The organism is Bacteroides sp. AR29, from assembly GCF_900217715.1.
Taxonomy (GTDB): domain Bacteria; phylum Bacteroidota; class Bacteroidia; order Bacteroidales; family Bacteroidaceae; genus Bacteroides; species Bacteroides uniformis.
In genome coordinates this window covers 60,348-79,134 of sequence record NZ_OBMS01000004.1, presented here as the reverse complement: position 1 = coordinate 79,134, position 18,787 = coordinate 60,348, and the positions used below count along the sequence as shown (strand labels likewise).

At 49.3% G+C, this 18,787-nt stretch carries 13 protein-coding genes; all 13 read left to right on the top strand.

Features of this window, described 5'->3' with window-relative positions; all coding sequences use genetic code 11:
• Positions 1-173 precede the first annotated feature (173 nt).
• Positions 174-2,993, top strand: coding sequence for a glycoside hydrolase (locus tag CSD97_RS03165; RefSeq protein ID WP_098031962.1), 2,820 nt, complete (start codon positions 174-176; stop codon positions 2,991-2,993).
• Positions 2,994-3,089: 96 nt separating this feature from the next.
• Positions 3,090-5,180, top strand: a complete 2,091-nt coding sequence (locus tag CSD97_RS03160; RefSeq protein WP_016272917.1) for a BT4734/BF3469 family protein — start codon at positions 3,090-3,092, stop codon at positions 5,178-5,180.
• Between the two features lie 64 nt (positions 5,181-5,244).
• On the top strand, positions 5,245-5,799 hold the full coding sequence (locus tag CSD97_RS03155) for a DUF5063 domain-containing protein (RefSeq protein WP_098031994.1): 555 nt from the start codon (positions 5,245-5,247) through the stop codon (positions 5,797-5,799).
• 3 nt (positions 5,800-5,802) lie between these two features.
• Positions 5,803-6,426: a 3'-5' exonuclease gene (locus CSD97_RS03150; protein WP_005826911.1), complete on the top strand. Its 624-nt coding sequence runs from the start codon at positions 5,803-5,805 to the stop codon at positions 6,424-6,426.
• Between the two features lie 39 nt (positions 6,427-6,465).
• Positions 6,466-7,647 carry a class I SAM-dependent rRNA methyltransferase gene (locus tag CSD97_RS03145; protein WP_005826914.1) on the top strand — a complete coding sequence of 394 codons (1,182 nt, stop codon included), beginning with the start codon at positions 6,466-6,468 and terminating at the stop codon, positions 7,645-7,647.
• A gap of 314 nt (positions 7,648-7,961) precedes the next feature.
• A complete protein-coding gene (locus CSD97_RS03140) occupies positions 7,962-9,218 on the top strand; it encodes a nucleoside permease (protein ID WP_005826918.1) in 1,257 nt (418 codons plus the stop codon).
• Between the two features lie 26 nt (positions 9,219-9,244).
• Complete coding sequence (locus CSD97_RS03135) at positions 9,245-9,829, top strand: bifunctional nuclease family protein (RefSeq protein WP_098031961.1); 585 nt, start codon at positions 9,245-9,247, stop codon at positions 9,827-9,829.
• A 1-nt stretch (position 9,830) separates the two neighbouring features.
• Positions 9,831-10,529: a 16S rRNA (uracil(1498)-N(3))-methyltransferase gene (locus CSD97_RS03130; protein WP_009038062.1), complete on the top strand. Its 699-nt coding sequence runs from the start codon at positions 9,831-9,833 to the stop codon at positions 10,527-10,529.
• Positions 10,530-10,551: 22 nt separating this feature from the next.
• Positions 10,552-12,105, top strand: a complete 1,554-nt coding sequence (locus tag CSD97_RS03125; RefSeq protein ID WP_098031960.1) for a DUF4836 family protein — start codon at positions 10,552-10,554, stop codon at positions 12,103-12,105.
• Positions 12,106-12,146: 41 nt separating this feature from the next.
• Entirely contained in the window at positions 12,147-12,791 is a 645-nt protein-coding gene (locus CSD97_RS03120) for an ATP-binding cassette domain-containing protein (RefSeq protein ID WP_098031959.1), read from the top strand.
• A gap of 11 nt (positions 12,792-12,802) precedes the next feature.
• Positions 12,803-14,008, top strand: a complete 1,206-nt coding sequence (locus CSD97_RS03115) for a hypothetical protein (RefSeq protein WP_098031958.1) — start codon at positions 12,803-12,805, stop codon at positions 14,006-14,008.
• A 35-nt stretch (positions 14,009-14,043) separates the two neighbouring features.
• The gene (locus CSD97_RS03110) at positions 14,044-16,317 is read left to right on the top strand and encodes a helix-turn-helix domain-containing protein (protein WP_173675098.1); all 2,274 of its coding nucleotides are present in this window, start codon (positions 14,044-14,046) and stop codon (positions 16,315-16,317) included.
• A gap of 85 nt (positions 16,318-16,402) precedes the next feature.
• A complete protein-coding gene (locus CSD97_RS03105) occupies positions 16,403-18,754 on the top strand; it encodes a TIM-barrel domain-containing protein (protein WP_173675097.1) in 2,352 nt (783 codons plus the stop codon).
• The last annotated feature ends 33 nt before the right edge of the window (positions 18,755-18,787 follow it).

Sequence of the window (18,787 nt, the reverse complement as noted above, 5' to 3'; positions counted from 1 at the left end):
AAATCCTCATCTATAATGACGAACACTCAACAACACTAATATCAAGCATGAAGATAGCAATAAAAAAACATCCCGTCACATAATTGGAAACATTTTGTATACAGAGAGACGGGAGCAATGCCCTATATTTGCAACCGGTCAATCAATCACCGGCCATGAAAAACAGGTAGTTTATGAGAAATTTCATTGTATTATGCTTATTGGCATGTCTGGCATCATGTACAGACAAAAAAGAATTCCAGACAATAAGAGAACGAATCGATTTATCAGGAAATTGGAACAGTTCATTAGGGAACTGCACATTGCCCGGTACGACGGATGAAAACAAGTTGGGAGACGGCAGGCATCCCACCAATGTAACCTCCCAGTTGACACGGACTTATCCCTACTCCGGCATCGTAGAATATGAAAAAGATGTTGAAATTCCCGTACAGATGGAAGGGAAACGCCTGATACTCTTCATGGAACGTACAAAGCCCAGTACTCTCTGGATAGACGGGGACAGCGTCGGCACGTTGGGACATATCTATGCACCTCACTGCTATAGCCTGCCGGCCTTGGCACCCGGCAGCCACCATATAAAGATACGCATTGACAATTCCCCCAGCTCCGTACCAGCCGAAATCCAAAGCTCGCATGCCTGGACCGACGGCACACAAACCAACTGGAACGGCATTCTGGGCGACTTCTACATCGAAGCGGCCCCACACACCTATCTCAAGCAGGTACAAGTCTACCCGTCTGTAAAGGAGAAAAAGGCCCGCATCCATGTAAACATATACAGCGATTCGGAGCAATCGGGCGTAGTGACCCTTTCTGCCAAGACGTGGAACACCCAACAAGAACACCAGTTACCGGACATGGAAAAACAAGTCGGCTTGAGCAAAGGTGAAAATAAGATAGAACTGACGCTCGATATGGGCAACCGGATGCAGACATGGAGCGAATTCCACCCCACACTTTATGCACTGAACGTGACCCTTGCCACAAACGAGGGTAAAGACAATATAATAACAGATTTCGGTATGCGCGACTTTGCCACCGAAGGTACTCAGTTCACCATAAACGGCTTCAAGACCTTCTTGCGCGGCAAACACGACGCTTGCGTATTCCCACTTACCGGATATGCGCCGATGGATGTAAAGTCCTGGCGAAAAGTTTTTCAAACAGCCAAGAGTTATGGCATCAACTACTACCGTTGCCATTCCTACACCCCGCCCCGCGCCGCTTTTGCCGCTGCCGACATCGAGGGTATCTATTTCCAAGCCGAGTTGCCTTTATGGGGAAGCATTTCACCGGACAACCATCGCTTGAATGACTTCTTGCTGAACGAAGCCTATATGACCCTCGACTACATGGGCAATCACCCCTCATTCACCATGTTGGGACTGGGCAACGAGTTGGGTGGCGACGTTGACCTGATGCGCAATTGGCTGGACGGATTCAGAAAACATGACAACCGCCATCTCTATTCGTTCGGTTCCAACAACTTCCTGGGTTGGGGAGGTGCCATAGACGGTGAAGATTATCTGACAACCTGCCGGGTAGGAGGAGGCGAAGGCTATACAACGCACGTACGCAGTTCATTTGCCTTTGTCGATGCCGAAAAGGGAGGTATCTTGAACAACACCCGTCCCAATACCCGTGCGGATTATACTGCTGCCATAGCGAAATCTCCCCGACCGGTCATCAGTCACGAAACCGGACAGTTCCAAATTTATCCCGACTACAAGGAGTTGGAGAAATACACCGGCGTATTGCATCCATATAACTTGGAGATATTCCGTGACCGGCTCAATGAAAATGGACTACAGGACCAGATTGACGCATTCCATCAGGCCACCGGCCGGTTTGCCGTCGAATGCTACAAGGCTGATATTGAATACGGCCTGCGCACTGCCGGTTTAGGCGGATTCCAGATGCTCGACCTTCAAGACTTTCCCGGACAAGGCTCGGCACTGGTAGGCATTCTGGATGCTTTCATGGACAGCAAAGGCATTGTCACTCCCGAAACATTCCGCGGCTTTTGTGCTCCGGTGGTACCGCTGGCGCTTATGGACACCTACTGTTACAGCAACAAAGAAGAGCTGAACATAGGCCTCGCCCTGACAAATTACGAAGAGCAACCATGGTCTGATGCATTATGCTGGCGTCTGGAAAGCCTGAGTGACAGCGTAACTTTTGTTCGCGAAGGCAAAGTCCCCGCCCATGTAGAGCAAGGAAAAGCAATGCAGGTGGGCGAGTTGAAAAGCACCCTTACCGAAATAGACAAGCCTGCCCAATTGCGACTGACACTGACCACCGGGAATTATCATAACTATTATAACTTATGGGTATACCCCGACCGGACACCGGAAAGCGAAGCGGACATCTTCATCTGTCAGTCCTTGGATGACGAGGCGCGAAAGAGACTGAGCCAAGGAGGGAAGATACTGCTTATACCCGACCACAAAGCCATTGAAGAACAGAGTGTAGGCGGACTTTTTACTCCTGACTACTGGAACTATGCCATGTTCAAAAGCATTTCGGAAAACGCCGGCCGCGAAGTTTCGCCGGGCACCCTCTCCTTGCTGATGGACGAGAAACATCCCTTGTTCCGGCAGTTCCCCACCGAGTGCCATAGCAACTGGCAATGGTGGAGCATCGTACGCCATGCCCGCCCCTTTATTCTGAATGCTACGCGCCACGAATACAAGCCGCTTATCCAAGTAGTAGACAATGTGGAACGGAACCACAAGTTAGGCTTGCTGTTCGAATTTGCCGTAGACAACGGTAAGGTATTGGTTTGTATGAGCAATCTCGAAGCAATTCGCCACACTCCGGAAGGAGGTCAGCTGCGCAATGCCATTTTAAGCTATATGAAGTCGGCTGAGTTCTCTCCCACCGAGACGCTGACCTCACAGCAGTTGCAGCACATATTAACAACCGAGGTGAGGAAGCAAGACATTGTCGGCGTGAAAAACCAGTCGGATTACGACGTACAGCCGGAATAAAAAATAAGTATGAGAAGTTTCATCATAATTCCACTTTTCCTCGGCTGTCCCGTCATTTTTCAGTAGCTTTGCGGACTTTAATACAGCAAGCACCCCATGAAACTTACCCTTATACGCACCGCTCGTGAAACCGGCAAAGAGACATTCAGCACATGGCCCAGCGACACCTTGATGGAGAAGATGAAAACCGAGAACAAAGCCGGACACATATCCGCCTTGCGCAGCCTCATTCCCCACATCACCGGAAGCAACGGACACTACCCCTGCATAGACAAACTGCCACGCATCTGCCCTGCCGCAGAATATGCCCGCAGCAAAGAGGGGGAAAGATACCTGAAAACCTACAACGGACTGGTACAGATTGAAGTCAACCACCTGGCCAATGCCGTGGAAGTGGAGCAAGTAAAGCGCCAGGCGGCCCTGCTGCCGCAAACTTTTGCCGCCTTTTGCGGAAGCAGCGGACGAAGCGTAAAAATATGGGTACTGTTTGCCACCCCCGACGGTTCGCGCCCCAGGCAGGAAGAAAAAATCAGGCTGTTTCATACCGCTGCCTACCGGCTCGCCGTAAACTGTTACCAGCCCCTGCTCCCCTACCCCGTCACACTGAAAGAACCTGCCGTGGAGCAAAGCTGCCGCATGACGCTCGATGACCGTCCCTATTACAATCCGTCTGCCGTCCCTTTCTGTCTGGAACAGCCTTTGTCCGTGCCCGACGAGCCCACCTTCGGCCAACGGAAACAGACCGAAGCAAACCCGCTGATGCGCATTGCCCCCGGCTATCCGGCCTCCCAAACCTTCTCCATCCTCTTCGAAGCCGCCCTGAACCGTACCTTCGAAGAGCTGGAAAACTGGAAACGGGGCGATGACCTTCGCCCCCTGCTCTACCTGCTTGCCGGGCATTGCTACAAAGCCGGCATTCCCGAAGAAGAGGCAGTACGTCAAGTCATGATGCACTACTACCGCGAAGCGGATGAACAACTGGTGCGCATGACCCTGCACAACCTCTACCGCGAATGCAAAGGCTTCGGCACCCGCAGCAGCATGACCCGCGACCAAATCACCGCCTTCCGCCTGGAAGAATTCATGAACAGACGCTATGAGTTCCGCTGGAACACCGTGCTGGGAGAATTGGAATTCCGCCAACGGGACTCCATACACTTCCATTTCCGCCCTGCCGACCAGCGGGTAAGAAGCAGTATCGGACAGAATGCCCTGAAAGAAGGAATCAGCGTATGGGACAGAGATGTGGCACGCTACCTCAACTCGGACGCCATTCCCTTGTACAACCCCATCGAAGAATATCTGAACAGCACCGGACATTGGGACGGCAAGGACCGTATCCGCGCATTGGCCGACCTCGTCCCCTGCAACAATCCGTACTGGCGGGAACTCTTCTACCGCTGGTTTCTCAGCATGACGGCGCACTGGCAAAACATCGACCGCCAGCATGGAAACAACACGTCTCCCCTACTGGTCGGAGCCCAAGGCTATCGTAAAAGTACCTTCTGCCGCATCCTGCTGCCACCCGAACTGCGCTTCGGATATACCGACAGTATCGACTTCAAAAGCAAGCAGGACGCAGAGCGGAGCCTCGGCCGCTTTTTCCTGATAAACATCGACGAATTCGACCAAATCAGCGTCAATCAGCAAGGTTTTCTAAAGCATCTGCTGCAGAAACCCGTGGCAAACCTGCGCAAGCCTTACGGCACCGCCATCCAGGAAATAAGACGCTACGCCTCCTTTATAGCAACCAGCAACCAGAAAGACCTGCTGACAGACCCCAGCGGCAGCCGCCGTTTCATCTGCATCGAAGTCACCGGCCCCATCCATACCAATGTCACCATCAACTACCGGCAACTCTACGCACAAGCCATGGATGCCATAGCCAAAGGTGAACGCTACTGGCTGGACGATTCCGACGAAGCCATCTTGAAACAGACCAACCGGGAGTTTGAACAGCCCACACCGTTGGAACAGCTCTTCCTCTGCCACTTCCATCCCGCCGAAAATGAAGAGGAAGGAGACTGGATGACCCCTATGGAGATTCTCTCCTTCTTGCAAACCAAGACCAAAGACCGGCTGTCCATCAATAAAGTGGCTCTGTTCGGACGTGCACTCCACAAACTGGGCATCAGCAGCCGCCGGAAGACAAGAGGAACAGAATATCATGTAGTGAAAAAAGAATAATCCTGCCAATTAATTTGCTTCTACTTTCGGTTTGCGCTATCTTTGCGTTTCAAATCAAGAAGATATGAAAAAAGAAAGTCAAGTGATATTCGACCGGAATGCCGTAGAGTTTGTGACCGTAGCCGCCGAGTTTTGCAAGTTTCTGGAACAAGCGGAAGGGGTGAAACGTTCCGCGTTCGTCGATACCTCCTTAAAAATACTTCCGCTGCTCTACCTGAAGGCCTCCATGCTGCCCGAGTGCGAAACCATAGGAGACGAGGCGCCGGAAACATTCGTCACCGAAGAGACCTATGAGGTACTCCGCATGAACCTCGCCAATATCCTGGCCGAGAAAGACGACTACCTGGACGTATTCGTATCCGACATGAAGTATAGTGACCAGCCCATCACCAGGAACATTTCCGAAGACTTGGCCGACATATACCAGGACATCAAGGACTTTATCTTCGTATTCCAGCTGGGTTTCAACGAGACGATGAACGATTCGCTTACCATCTGCCAGGAAAACTTCCGCCTCCATTGGGGACAAAAGCTTGTCAACACCCTGCGTGCCCTGCACGAGGTGAAGTATGCGCAAGGCGAGGATGAAGAGGAGGAAACCGCAGACTTTGAATATTAAATTATGGTTATCAAAAGAACAATAGATAAAGAAACAGTGAAAGACCTGCCCAAAGCCGCCTTTCCGGGACAGATACATGTCGTACAGACACCGTGGGAAGCGGAGAAGGCAGTCGCCTATCTGAAGTCCTGCCCGTTGCTGGGCATAGACAGCGAAACCCGTCCATCGTTCACAAAAGGACAGATACACAAGGTGGCCCTGCTGCAGATTTCCTCAGAGGAACATTGCTTTCTGTTCCGCCTCAACCTGACGGGACTGACTCTGCCGGTTATCACATTGCTGGAAAACCCAAGTGTAACGAAAGTAGGCCTTTCCTTGCGGGATGACTTCATGATGCTGCACAAGCGTGCTCCTTTCGAACAACATGCGTGCATTGAATTGCAGGAATACGTCCGCGCTTTCGGCATCCAGGATAAAAGCCTGCAAAAGATATATGCCATCCTCTTCGGGGAAAAGATTTCGAAAAGCCAGCGCCTTTCCAACTGGGAAGCCGAAACCTTGACCGAACCGCAGAAACTGTATGCCGCCACCGATGCCTGGGCATGCCTCAACATCTACAACAAGCTGCAAGAACTGAAACGGACAGGAGATTTTGAGATAGAAGCCAATAATAATGTGGTAATGTAATGCACATTATCACATTACCACATTAATCACATTATATATATGTACAAAGTATACCTTAAACCCAATAAAGAGGAGTCATTAAAGCGTTTTCACCCGTGGGTGTTTTCCGGCGCCATCGCACATTTCGACGGAGAGCCCGAAGAAGGGGAAGTTGTTGAAATCTACACGTCCAAAAAGGAATTCATAGCCAAAGGGCATTTTCAGATTGGCAGTATCGCCGTACGCGTACTGACCTTCCGTCAAGAAGAAGAAATCAATGCGGACTTCTGGAAACGCAAACTCAGCATAGCATACGACATGCGCCGCAGTATCGGCATAGCCGGAAACCCGACAAACAACACCTATCGCCTGGTGCACGGGGAGGGAGACAACCTGCCGGGGCTGGTTATCGACATTTATGCCCGTACCGCAGTGATGCAGGCACATTCTGCCGGCATGCACCTCGACCGCATGGCCATTGCCGATGCCCTTACCGAAGTGATGGGCAGCCAGATTGACAATATCTATTACAAATCGGAGACGACCCTTCCCTTCAAGGCCGACCTCTATCCGGAGAATGGTTTCTTGAAAGGCGGCAGCACGGACAATGTAGCCATGGAGTACGGCCTGAAGTTCCACATCGACTGGCTGAAAGGCCAAAAAACCGGTTTCTTCGTAGACCAACGCGAGAACCGTTCGCTACTGGAACGCTATGCCAAAGGCCGCAGCGTACTGAATATGTTCTGCTATACCGGCGGCTTCTCCGTATATGCTATGCGTGGAGACGCCAAACTGGTGCATTCCGTGGACAGCTCCGCCAAAGCCATCGACTTGACCAACAAGAACATCGAACTGAACTTCCCGGGTGACACCCGCCATGCCGCCTATGCAGAAGATGCCTTCAAATACCTTGACCGCATGGGCGACCAATACGACCTGATAGTTCTTGACCCTCCTGCTTTTGCCAAGCACCGCGATGCTCTGCGCAATGCCCTGCAAGGCTACCGCAAACTGAACGTCAAGGCTTTCGAGAAAATCAAGCCCGGCGGCATCCTCTTCACATTCTCGTGTTCGCAAGCCGTCAGCAAAGAAAACTTCCGCACCGCCGTGTTCACAGCCGCTGCCATGTCCGGCCGCAGCGTACGCATCCTGCACCAACTGACGCAACCTGCCGACCACCCGGTCAGCATCTATCATCCGGAAGGGGAATACCTGAAAGGACTGGTTCTATATGTAGAATAAAGGAAAAAGCAGGCTTTGTTAGCCTGCTTTTCTTAAATAGAGTTAATAAAAAGCAGAAATACGCCAAAACAGCATGTTATATAACATAAACCGTGTATATTTGCACTGTGTTTTTCATGGTATTAGATTTAAGGTTAATAAAGATTGGGTGTCTGGGATAGATACCCTTCTTTTTTTATAATACATTCCTTCCCAAAACCCATCCCTCATTAATCTCTTTCGTTGAAGAAAAAGCCGTACAGAACTTGTTTTTCTCCTAGTCTCATTGTACATTTGCATCTATTACATAATTCAAAACATAAAAAGCTAATATTATGAGCATCAAATTCCGACTCACTGCCATGCAATTCCTGCAATTCTTCGTTTGGGGAGCATGGCTGATTTCATTAGGTGGTTACATGGGCGGTACGTTACATTTTGAAGGCGGACAAATCGGAGCAATCTTTGCAACCATGGGTATAGCCTCACTGATAATGCCCGGACTGACCGGTATCATCGCTGACAAATGGATAAACGCCGAACGCCTTTACGGCATACTTCACCTCATCGGTGCCGGTGCTCTGATTTATGCTTCCACTGCCACTACATACAACCACATGTACTGGGCCATGCTGCTCAACATGCTTGTTTACATGCCTACACTATCTCTGGCCAACACCGTATCCTACAATGCATTGGAAAAATATAAGATGGATTTGATAAAAGACTTCCCTCCCATCCGTGTATGGGGAACGGTAGGCTTTATCTGTGCCATGTGGGCTGTGGACCTCACCGGGTTCAAGGCAAGTTCGGCACAGCTCTATGTGGCAGCCATATCGGCAGCCATGCTGGGACTTTATGCTTTCACTTTGCCAGCCTGCCCCCCCATGCGCAGCGAAGGAAAAACGATGCTCTCCGCTTTCGGACTGGACGCACTGGTGCTGTTCAAGCGCAAGAAGATGGCTATCTTCTTCTTGTTCTCCATGCTGCTGGGAGCCGCCCTTCAAATAACAAACACATACGGCGACCTTTTCCTGGGTTCGTTTGCTTCCATACCCGAATATGCAGATTCGTTCGGTGTAAAACACTCCGTCATCCTGCTCTCCATCTCGCAAATGAGTGAGACGCTGTTTATCCTTGCCATCCCCTTCTTCCTGAAACATTTCGGAATCAAGCGTGTTATGTTAATAAGTATGTTTGCATGGGTATTCCGTTTCGGGCTCTTTGCCCTCGGAGACCCGGGAAGCGGACTCTGGATGCTCATTCTCTCGATGATTGTCTACGGCATGGCATTTGACTTTTTTAATGTATCGGGCTCGCTGTTTACAGAAATGGAAGCACATCCCAGTATCCGTGCCAGCGCACAAGGCTTGTTCTTCATGATGACGAACGGTGTGGGAGCCATCATCGGAGGTTATGCCAGCGGAGCCGTGGTGGATGCCTTCTCGGTATATGCCGAAGGCGGAGGACTGGTAAGCCGCGACTGGACACCGGTATGGTTTATCTTTGCAGGATATGCCTTAGTCATTGGTCTGTTATTTGGAATAGTATTCCGCTATAAGCATAATCCGGAGAAAATAGAGAAAAACTGATTGAGAATCAGGTTGATTTAATAGGTATGAATAAGAAGAAGATAGAACTACAAGTACTAAACATTTCCAACAGCCAGGCGCAAGTGGGCGCCTATGCCCTGGTACTGGGTGAAGCGGGCGGCGAGCGCCAGCTTCCGATTATTATAGGTGCCACCGAAGCACAAGCTATGGTCATCGAGATGAAAGGTATTGTACCGCCCCGTCCGCTGACGCATAACCTATTTGCTTCCGTTCTTGAGGTGCTGGGTGTAAAACTGATGCGTATTCTTATCTATAAAGTAGACAACGGAGTATTCTACTCCTACCTTTACATGAAAGCCGAAGAGACTATTCTCCGGATTGATGCCCGTACCAGCGATGCCGTCGCCCTGGCATTGCGCATGAATGCTCCTATCTTTGTCTACGAAGAGATTCTCGAAACAGAATGTCTGAAAACCGGCGAAAGCACCACCGACCCTATGGGAGGCAGCGAGCCGGACAAAGACGAACTGTTGCAGGAAGACACAATAGGCATATTGAAAACAGCCCTGCAGAAAGCAATCGAAGAAGAGGATTACGAACGAGCCGCACAGATAAGAGACCAAATCAACCAACTCAAAAACAATTTGTAACATGCACGTATTCTATACTCCCGACATACAGACCCACGCAGAACTGCCCGAAGAGGAAGCAGCACATGCCGTACGGGTCTTACGCCTGCAAGCAGGCGACGAGGTTATGCTGACAGACGGAAAGGGCTGCTTCTATCGCGCCGAAATCAGTACGGCTACCAACAAACGCTGCCTGGTGAATATTCTGGAAACCCTTCCGCAAGCCCCCTTGTGGAAAGGTCATCTGCACATTGCCATGGCACCTACCAAGAACATGGACCGTACTGAGTGGTTTGCCGAGAAAGCGACGGAAATAGGGTTTGATGAACTGACATTCCTGAACTGCCGTTTCTCGGAACGGAAAGTCATCAAGACGGAGCGCATCTCCAAAATTCTGGTTTCTGCCATCAAGCAGTCGCTCAAGGCACGCCTGCCCCAACTGAATGAAATGACAGACTTCAACAAGTTCATCACACAGCCTTTTCCGGGTCAGAAATTCATCGCCCACTGTTATGAAGGCGAAAAACCGCTTTTGAAGGATATGGTACATCCCGGAGAGGACGCTCTCGTACTAATCGGTCCTGAAGGAGACTTCAGCGAAGAGGAAGTCCGGAAGGCGACGGAAAACGATTTTATCCCCATCAGCTTGGGAAAATCAAGGTTGCGTACAGAGACGGCGGCACTGGTTGCCTGCCACATCCTCAATTTACAGAATCAATGATACTCACTAAAACAAAAACTATATGAAAAAGAACCTATTCTTCCACTTCTCAGTACTGGCAATGCTCATCGTGCTGATAAGCGCTTGTTCGTCCAAAAAGCCAGAATACACCAACGTTATTCCTTCCGATGCCTCGCAAGTCATCGCTGTCAATTTAAAATCATTGGCAGACAAGGCCGGTACCAAAGATAAAGAGACTAAAGAAGCACTGCAAAAGCTGACAGATGCCTTGAAAAGCGATATGAATACAGCTACTTTCCAACAATTGGAGGCTGTACTGAAAGACCCTGCCAAATCGGGAGTGGACGTCAATGCGCCGATTTATGTCTTCAACGCTCCCTCGTTCCCCTACACCACCATGGTAGCCAAGGTTCAAAGTGAGGATGATTTGCTGAAGCTTCTGGAAGTTACGGAGAAAGAACAGATAATCAGCCATGTGGCAGAAGCGGACGGTTACAGTTTTGCACAAATCAACAAGCGGGCATTGCTCGCTTTCACTCCTACCACGCTTATGGTGGTGAACTACACCGGCACATCGCAACTGGAAAAAGTCAAAGAAGGAATTCCCGCCTTGCTGAAACAGACCGGAGAAAACAGCATCAACAGTAACACCGCTTTCAAGAAAATGCAAAAGCAGGATGGAGACATCAATATGCTCATCTCTCCTTCCAGCCTGCTGAGTGCATACGCCAATCCGCTGAATTACGGAATATCCCACAATATCGACCTGAAAGACTTGAAGATGCTGGGAAGTCTCTCCTTCGAAAAAGGGAAAATAGAACTGAAAGTAGAGAGCTATACCGAGAACACAGAATTGAAAGCACTTTTCGAAAAGCAAATCAAAAGTACTTGTCCCATCGAAAACACGTTCTTGAAGTATTTCCCAAAATCTACCCTGGCGCTATTCAGCATAGGTATCAATGGAGAAGAGTTCTACAATGTGCTGCAAGAGAATGAGCAGTTCCGCAACGATTTCTCCATTACCAAAGCCGCTGAAGTAAAAGACTTGTTCAGTGCTTTCCACAACGACCTGACCATAGGCCTTATCAATGTAACCATGAACAGCAATCCTTCTTTCCTGGCCTATGCCAGCGTAAAGAACGACGCTCCCTTGAAAGCCCTTTATGAGAAAAAGTCCGAACTGGGACTGAAACGCGGCGAAGACATCGTGAAATTGAATGAGAATGAATATGTCTATAAATCACGCGCTATCAACATATTCTTCGGCATACGAGACAAACAGATGTACGCCACCAATGACGAACTGCTGTATAAGAATGCATGCAAGACCGCTGACCCGTCTGCCAAAGAGACGGACTTCGCTTCCAGTCTGAAAGGCAAGCGCACAGCCTTTGTCATCAATGCGGAAGCCGTACTTGACCTGCCCGTTGTAAAAATGCTAGCTGGATTTGGCGGACAAGAGTATAGCACCTATTACTCGCTGCTCGGCAATATCTCGTATCTGGAAGCTGTCGGCAACGAGGACAAGGCAACCGTCACCCTGCAGCTGAAGAACAAGAATGTTAATGCACTGAAACAGATTGTGGACTTTATCAAGCAGTTTGCAGGAATGTAATTTAAGGATTAAGGATTAGAGATTAAGGATTAATACCACTCATGAATAGGATTCACCTACGGCAAACACTACCTCAAGTGTTTGCCGACCGTGATGCCATTACCTCAGACGTATGGCATCGGGACATTACGTTCCACAAAGGGAAACGTTATCTCATAGAAGCCGCTTCGGGCACCGGAAAATCATCGCTTTGCAGCTATGTTTACGGTTACCGCAACGATTATCAGGGAATCATCAACTTTGATGAGCTCAATATCCGTTCACTCTCCGTCAATGACTGGATAGATATACGCAAACACTCTCTCAGCATTCTTTTTCAGGAGTTGCGTATCTTTCCCGAACTTACCGCCATCGAGAACATACAACTGAAGAACCGGCTTACCAATTTCAAAAAAAAGAAAGAAGTCCTTACCCTCTTCGAAGCCATCGGCATTGCCGACAAGGTAAACGAAAAAGCCGGAAAGCTATCTTTCGGCCAGCAACAAAGAGTCGCCTTTATCCGCAGCCTCTGCCAGCCTTTCGACTTCATCTTCCTGGACGAACCCGTCAGCCATCTGGATGACGAGAACGGAACAATCATGGGCAGGCTGCTGACAGAAGAAGCCAGCCGCCAAGGAGCGGGAATCATAGTGACTTCCATCGGCAAACATCTGGAATTGGATTATGATGAAATTTATCAATTATAAATGTGGCTAATATGAACCGACTTGTTTGGAAACTTCTCCGCCAGCACATCAGTGTCGGACAGTTGGCAGGCTTTTTCCTCGCCAATCTCTTCGGCATGATGATTGTATTGCTGAGCGTACAATTCTATCGTGATGTCCTTCCCGTTTTTACGGAAGGGGACAGTTTCATGAAGAAGGATTATATCATTGCTACCAAGAAAATCAGTACTTTGGGCAGCTTTGCCGGGAAAAGCAATACCTTCTCCAAAGATGAGATAAAAGACCTGAAAGCCCAACCTTTCACCAAAGGGGTAGGCGCGTTCACTCCTTCCTTGTTCAAAGTCTCTGCCGGACTCGGTATGCAGGAAGCCGGTATCCGCTTGTCGACAGAGATGTTTTTCGAGTCTGTACCCGACGAATATGTGGATGTCAGTCTGGACAAATGGCATTTTGATGAAGATACCCGGATAATTCCCATCATCGTTCCGCGCAATTATCTGAACCTCTATAACTTTGGCTTTGCACAAAGCCGGAGTCTGCCGAAACTCTCCGAAGGTTTGATGAGTCTGGTACAGATGGATATCATGATGCGGGGCAACGGACGTGTGGAACAATATAAAGGCAACATTGTAGGATTCTCCAACCGGCTGAATACCATTCTCGTCCCCCAATCCTTCATGGACTGGGCCAACAAGAATTTTGCACCGGAAAAAGAAGCTGAACCGTCCCGACTTATTGTGGAAGTGAAGAATCCTACCGACACAGCCATCACCGACTATTTCCAGCAAAAGAATTACGAAACCGAAGGCAACAATCTGGATGCCGGAAAGACAACTTATTTCCTGCGCCTCATTACGGCTATCGTCATGGGCGTAGGATTATTCATCAGCATTCTGTCATTCTACATCTTGATGCTGAGCATCTTCCTGCTTCTCCAGAAGAATACGGTAAAACTGGAAAACCTGCTGCTGATAGGATATAGCCCGACGCGGGTAGCCACGCCTTATTATATACTGACAGTAGGGCTGAATGTACTGGTACTGTTCCTCTCCATCGGTTGTGTGATATGGGTACGCAGTTACTATATAGAAGTAGTCAGGAATCTCTTCCCGCAATTGGAAAGCGGGTCACTGCTTCCATGTATATTGACCGGTTGCCTATTATTTTTTGCTGTATCACTGCTGAATATTTTGGCAATAGGCAAAAAAATTATCAGTATCTGGAAAGGGGGAAAATAAAGATGGGAAAAATCCATCCAACAGATATAAAGTTCATGGTATTGTTGGTATTATGCCTCAGCATGGCATTTCCCAGCTCTGCCAATAACTTTCTATTCACTACCATTGACACCTCGCACGGTCTGAGTGATAACCAGATACGCTATATCCTCCAACTTCCGGACGGAAGAATGGTATTTACCACCACCCGGAACGTCAATCTGTATGATGGAGCCAACTTCACCTCCCTGCAGCCCACCCCCGAAGATATATATCCGCTGAAACAATACAAGGGCTTCTACCATGTCTATCTGAGCGGCGATTCCCTCTTGTGGATAAAGGATTACCAACGGCTGATGTGCATCAATCTCCATAACGAGCGATACATTGCCAACCTGGACTCCGTCTTTCAACAGAAAGGCATGCAGCATCCCATAGAGGATTTGTTTGCGGACGAACGGGGGCTTGTCTGGGTAATCAGCCATGGCGAGCTGTTACAGCCGGAACTTTCCTTCCGATTGAAACTGCCTGAAGACCGGGGAACGATACAAGACCAGACTGCAGATGACGAATCGCTGTATCTGTTCCATGACACAGGAGAAATCGTATGCTATGATGTAAAAAACGGAAAGCAACAGTATGACATTGCCGCATATCCCCGGACGGAACAAGAGAAGTTCCAAAACACCTCCCTCATACTCAGAGGAAAAAACGGGTTCTATCAACTGCGCAACGGCTCTAAAGGAGGATTTTTCCATTTCGACCTCCATAAGCGAGCATGGGAGAAGCTGATGGAAACAGACTATACCCTCAATACACTGATGATTTCCGCGGATGAGAAAGCATACATCAGCTGCATCCGTGGTTTTTGGATTATCGACCCTAAAAAGGGGACACGCCACTATATGCCCACCTTGAGGACCCGAAAGGGCAACGTCCTTGCCACAGAAATCAGTACGATTTTCCAAGACCAACAAGGGGCTTTATGGCTCGGAACATTCAACAGAGGATTGCTGTACTACCATCCGGCCCTATATAAGCACATCCACATAGACAAGAAGGATTTCCCCCTATCACTTGAAAGAAATACAGCCGTAGCAAACTTTACGGAAGACCGGGACGGCAACATATTCATAAAGGACCGGACAGCTATCTATAAGCTCGACCTGCAGGAAGACGGCAACCGGATACTCATGCCGGTAGAAGCATCCACCCTGCCCAAAGAGCTACAAGGGGAATACGGTTCGGAAGCGGCATTCGTGTCACATGACGGAACGCTCTACTTCGGAGACGCTGACGGATGCAATATCTTTTCTCCCAATCCGGAGCCTCCATCTTCCAGTCTGCCCTATCCACCGGTTTTCACGGCAATCCATGTACATGGAGAACGCATCCTCCCGGGCAGAAGCTATGAAAGCCGGACTATACTACCCGAAAACTCTCCTTATGTGGAAGAAATATCATTGAACCACGACCAGAACTTCCTCACTCTCGAGTTCTCCGCATTGAATTACTTCAACCGCGAGCACACCCATTACCGCTATCAGCTGGAAGGTATCGACGCACAATGGGTAACCGCCGGCAACATGAAGCAGAGCAACGGCATTCTCCAAGCTCCCTATACCAACTTGCCACCGGGAAGCTACACCTTCAAGGTAATGGCCTCTAACGATGGAAAGCATTGGAATGAAGAGCAAACGGCCCGGATAAGCCTAACAGTCCATGCTCCCTGGTGGAAAACCGGCGTTGCATACGTCATCTATATAGTCTTGTCAATCGCCATCATTGCGGCAAGCATCCGCCTCTACATACACCGCACCCGGAAGGAGATGGAACGGAAACACAAAGAAGAAATCCTTTTGCTCCGCATCCGCAACTTGATAGAGCAGTGCAACCGTTATGAAGCGGAACAAAAGAAATCACTGGAAGGAAAAAACATAACTTGTGTACATAGCCATACCGAACCTCACCAAACAGAAAACAAGCAAGACGCATCCGAATCTGTTTTCCTGACAAAAGCTATCGAACTGGTGGAAAAGAACCTGCATGTACCCGGCTACTCCGTAGAGCAGCTAAGCCGCGACTTGTGTATGGAACGCACCGGACTTTACCGGAAACTGGTAGCCATGCTCGACCAGTCCCCCAGCCTCTTCATCCGCAACATCCGCTTGCAACGTGCGGCACAACTCATCCTGGAAGGCAGCCTCAGCATTACGGAAATCGCAGAGCGTACCGGCTTCAGCAGTTCCAGCTATCTCAGCAAATGTTTCCAGGAAATGTACGGCTGCCGTCCCTCGGAATATGCGGAGAAAATGCAGAAATCAACTTGAGTGTTGTTCCGTTTCAACAAGATTGTTGCCACCTAAAGGGGATTCAAGGCTACTTTTGCAGCATAATTTTAAAAGAACCATGAAAATGAATTTTATGAAAAGAGCCGGCTTCGTGCTGACTTGTGCAACCATGCTTGCAAACTTGTGTGCCGCCCAGAACACAGAGCGCACACCTCAAGGAATGAAATGCACCACACAAGGAATGGACATCCGTGTGGAATTCTATTCGCCTTCCATTGTGCGGGTTTACAAAACTCCCGAAGGCAAACCCTACAACAAAGAAAGTCTGGTAGTGGTCAAATCACCCGAAACGGTCAAAGTGGACTTTTCGGAGGAAGCAGGACAAACCGTGCTGAAATCTTCCATATTGAAAATTTTTGTCAATCCGGCAACCGGAGGCATCAGTTTCCATACCATCGCCGGCAATGAGCTGCTGAAAGACAAGGACTACGGCACCTCTTTTGCCGATAAGAATGATGCCGGCACTCCCTCCTATCAAGTAAGGGGCTCTTTCCTATTGGATAAAAACGAACCTATCTACGGAGTAGGACAAGTGATGGACGGCAAATTCAACCGCCGCAACTCCATGCACCACATGCAGAACGAGAACATGTTCACCTATTCTCCTTATTTCATGTCGCCTGTGAAAGGCTATGCCGTATATTGGGACAACTACTCCATTTCAGAATTCATGGATACTCCGCAGGAACTCGCTTTCCAGAGCCTGGGACACTGTGCGGACTATTATTTCATGTATGGCGGAAACGCCGACGGCATCATCGCCCAGGTGCGCGACTTGACGGGACACTCCCCCATGCTTCCGTTGTGGGCCTATGGTTTCTTCCAAAGCAAGGAGCGCTATCATACGCAGGAAGAAAGCCTGAATGTCTTGAAGAAGTATCGCGAACTACAAATTCCCATTGACTGTATGATTCAAGACTGGCGCTACTGGCCCGAATATCAGAAGACGGACAGTGCGTGGAACTCACACAGCTTTGACCCTGAACGCTTTCCCAACCCCAAGAAGTGGGCCGACGAAATACACAAGCTGAATGCCAAGCTGATGATTGTGGCATGGCCCGGCTTTGGCACCCACACAGAGCAACGCAAGGAGCTGGATGCCAAAGGCATGATTATCAATTTTGATACCTGGCCTCCACAAAGTGGCGCACGCCCCTACGACGTCTACAATCCCGAAGCAAGGGATATTTATTGGAAATATCTGAATAAAGGCATTTTCAGTTACATCGGCAACGACGGCTGGTGGCTCGATTCTACAGAGCCCGACCATATCAACCGACAAGAATCGGACTATGACCTCCCCACTCACTTGGGATCTTACCGAAGTGTAAAGAACACCTACTCACTGATGCACAACAGCGGAATAGCCTCGCATCAAAAGGCTTTGAGCAAAGACAAACGCGTTGTCATCCTAACCCGTTCCGGATTTATCGGACAACAACGTTACGGCTGCAACACCTGGAGTGGTGACGTGACCTCCACTTGGGACATGCTGGAGAAACAGATTCCTGCCGCACTGAACTACACCTTAATGGGCATTCCGAACTGGAACAGTGACATAGGCGGCTTCTTTGCCGGACGCTGGAACCAAGAAGGGGGAGCCAAGAACCCCAAATACCAAGAACTGTATGTACGCTGGATGCAGTTCGGCACTTTCTGCCCGATGATGCGTTCGCACGGTACGGAGTTGCCCCGTGAAATCTGGAACTTCGGCAAGCGTGGCGAGTGGTGTTTCGATGCCCAGGAGAAGATGATTAATCTGCGCTATCGCCTTCTGCCCTACATTTACAGCACTTCCTGGGATGTGTCCCACAATGACGGTACATTCATGCGTCCTTTAGTAATGGATTTTGCAGCAGATTCTAAAACACATGAAGTTGGCGGCGAATTTCTTTTCGGACGCTCCCTACTGGTAGCACCGGTCACCCGGCCGGAAGTGACGGAATGGTCGGTTTACCTTCCTCAAGGCGCAGACTGGTGGGACTTCTGGAGTAACGAAAAACAGCAGGGCGGACAGACCTTGAACCGCTGTGTATCGAAAGAGATTCTGCCCGTCTATGTAAAAGCCGGCAGTATCCTGCCGTTCGGTCCCAAAGTACAGTATTCCGCCGAAAAGAATTGGGACAATCTGGAGATACGCATCTATCCGGGTGCCGACGGCACATTCACCCTCTACGAGGACGAAAATGACAACTACAACTACGAAAAGGGAGCTTATTCCACCATCCGCTTCCATTGGGACGACAAGGCTCGTCGCCTGACAATAGAAGAGCGGGAAGGCAGTTTTCCGGGTATGCTGAAAAGCCGCAAGTTCAAGGTTGTTCTGGTCGGTCAGAACTCCGGTACGGGAGACCGGCCGATGAAAGGCGGAAAGACAATAAGCTATGCAGGAAAGAAAAAAAGTATAAAGCTGTAACAGTAAAAAGGAGGAACGTGTCAAAACTACCTT

Bases quoted from the DNA above. Each gene is read 5' to 3' on its own strand.
- CSD97_RS03105 (WP_173675097.1), top strand. From the start codon at position 16,403: ATGAATTTTATGAAAAGAGCCGGCTTCGTGCTGACTTGTGCAACCATG.
- CSD97_RS03115 (WP_098031958.1), top strand. From the start codon at position 12,803: ATGAACCGACTTGTTTGGAAACTTCTCCGCCAGCACATCAGTGTCGGA.
- CSD97_RS03155 (WP_098031994.1), top strand. From the start codon at position 5,245: ATGAAAAAAGAAAGTCAAGTGATATTCGACCGGAATGCCGTAGAGTTT.
- CSD97_RS03110 (WP_173675098.1), top strand. From the start codon at position 14,044: ATGGTATTGTTGGTATTATGCCTCAGCATGGCATTTCCCAGCTCTGCC.
- CSD97_RS03135 (WP_098031961.1), top strand. From the start codon at position 9,245: ATGAATAAGAAGAAGATAGAACTACAAGTACTAAACATTTCCAACAGC.
- CSD97_RS03160 (WP_016272917.1), top strand. From the start codon at position 3,090: ATGAAACTTACCCTTATACGCACCGCTCGTGAAACCGGCAAAGAGACA.
- CSD97_RS03140 (WP_005826918.1), top strand. From the start codon at position 7,962: ATGAGCATCAAATTCCGACTCACTGCCATGCAATTCCTGCAATTCTTC.
- CSD97_RS03150 (WP_005826911.1), top strand. From the start codon at position 5,803: ATGGTTATCAAAAGAACAATAGATAAAGAAACAGTGAAAGACCTGCCC.
- CSD97_RS03130 (WP_009038062.1), top strand. From the start codon at position 9,831: ATGCACGTATTCTATACTCCCGACATACAGACCCACGCAGAACTGCCC.
- CSD97_RS03120 (WP_098031959.1), top strand. From the start codon at position 12,147: ATGAATAGGATTCACCTACGGCAAACACTACCTCAAGTGTTTGCCGAC.
- CSD97_RS03145 (WP_005826914.1), top strand. From the start codon at position 6,466: ATGTACAAAGTATACCTTAAACCCAATAAAGAGGAGTCATTAAAGCGT.
- CSD97_RS03125 (WP_098031960.1), top strand. From the start codon at position 10,552: ATGAAAAAGAACCTATTCTTCCACTTCTCAGTACTGGCAATGCTCATC.
- CSD97_RS03165 (WP_098031962.1), top strand. From the start codon at position 174: ATGAGAAATTTCATTGTATTATGCTTATTGGCATGTCTGGCATCATGT.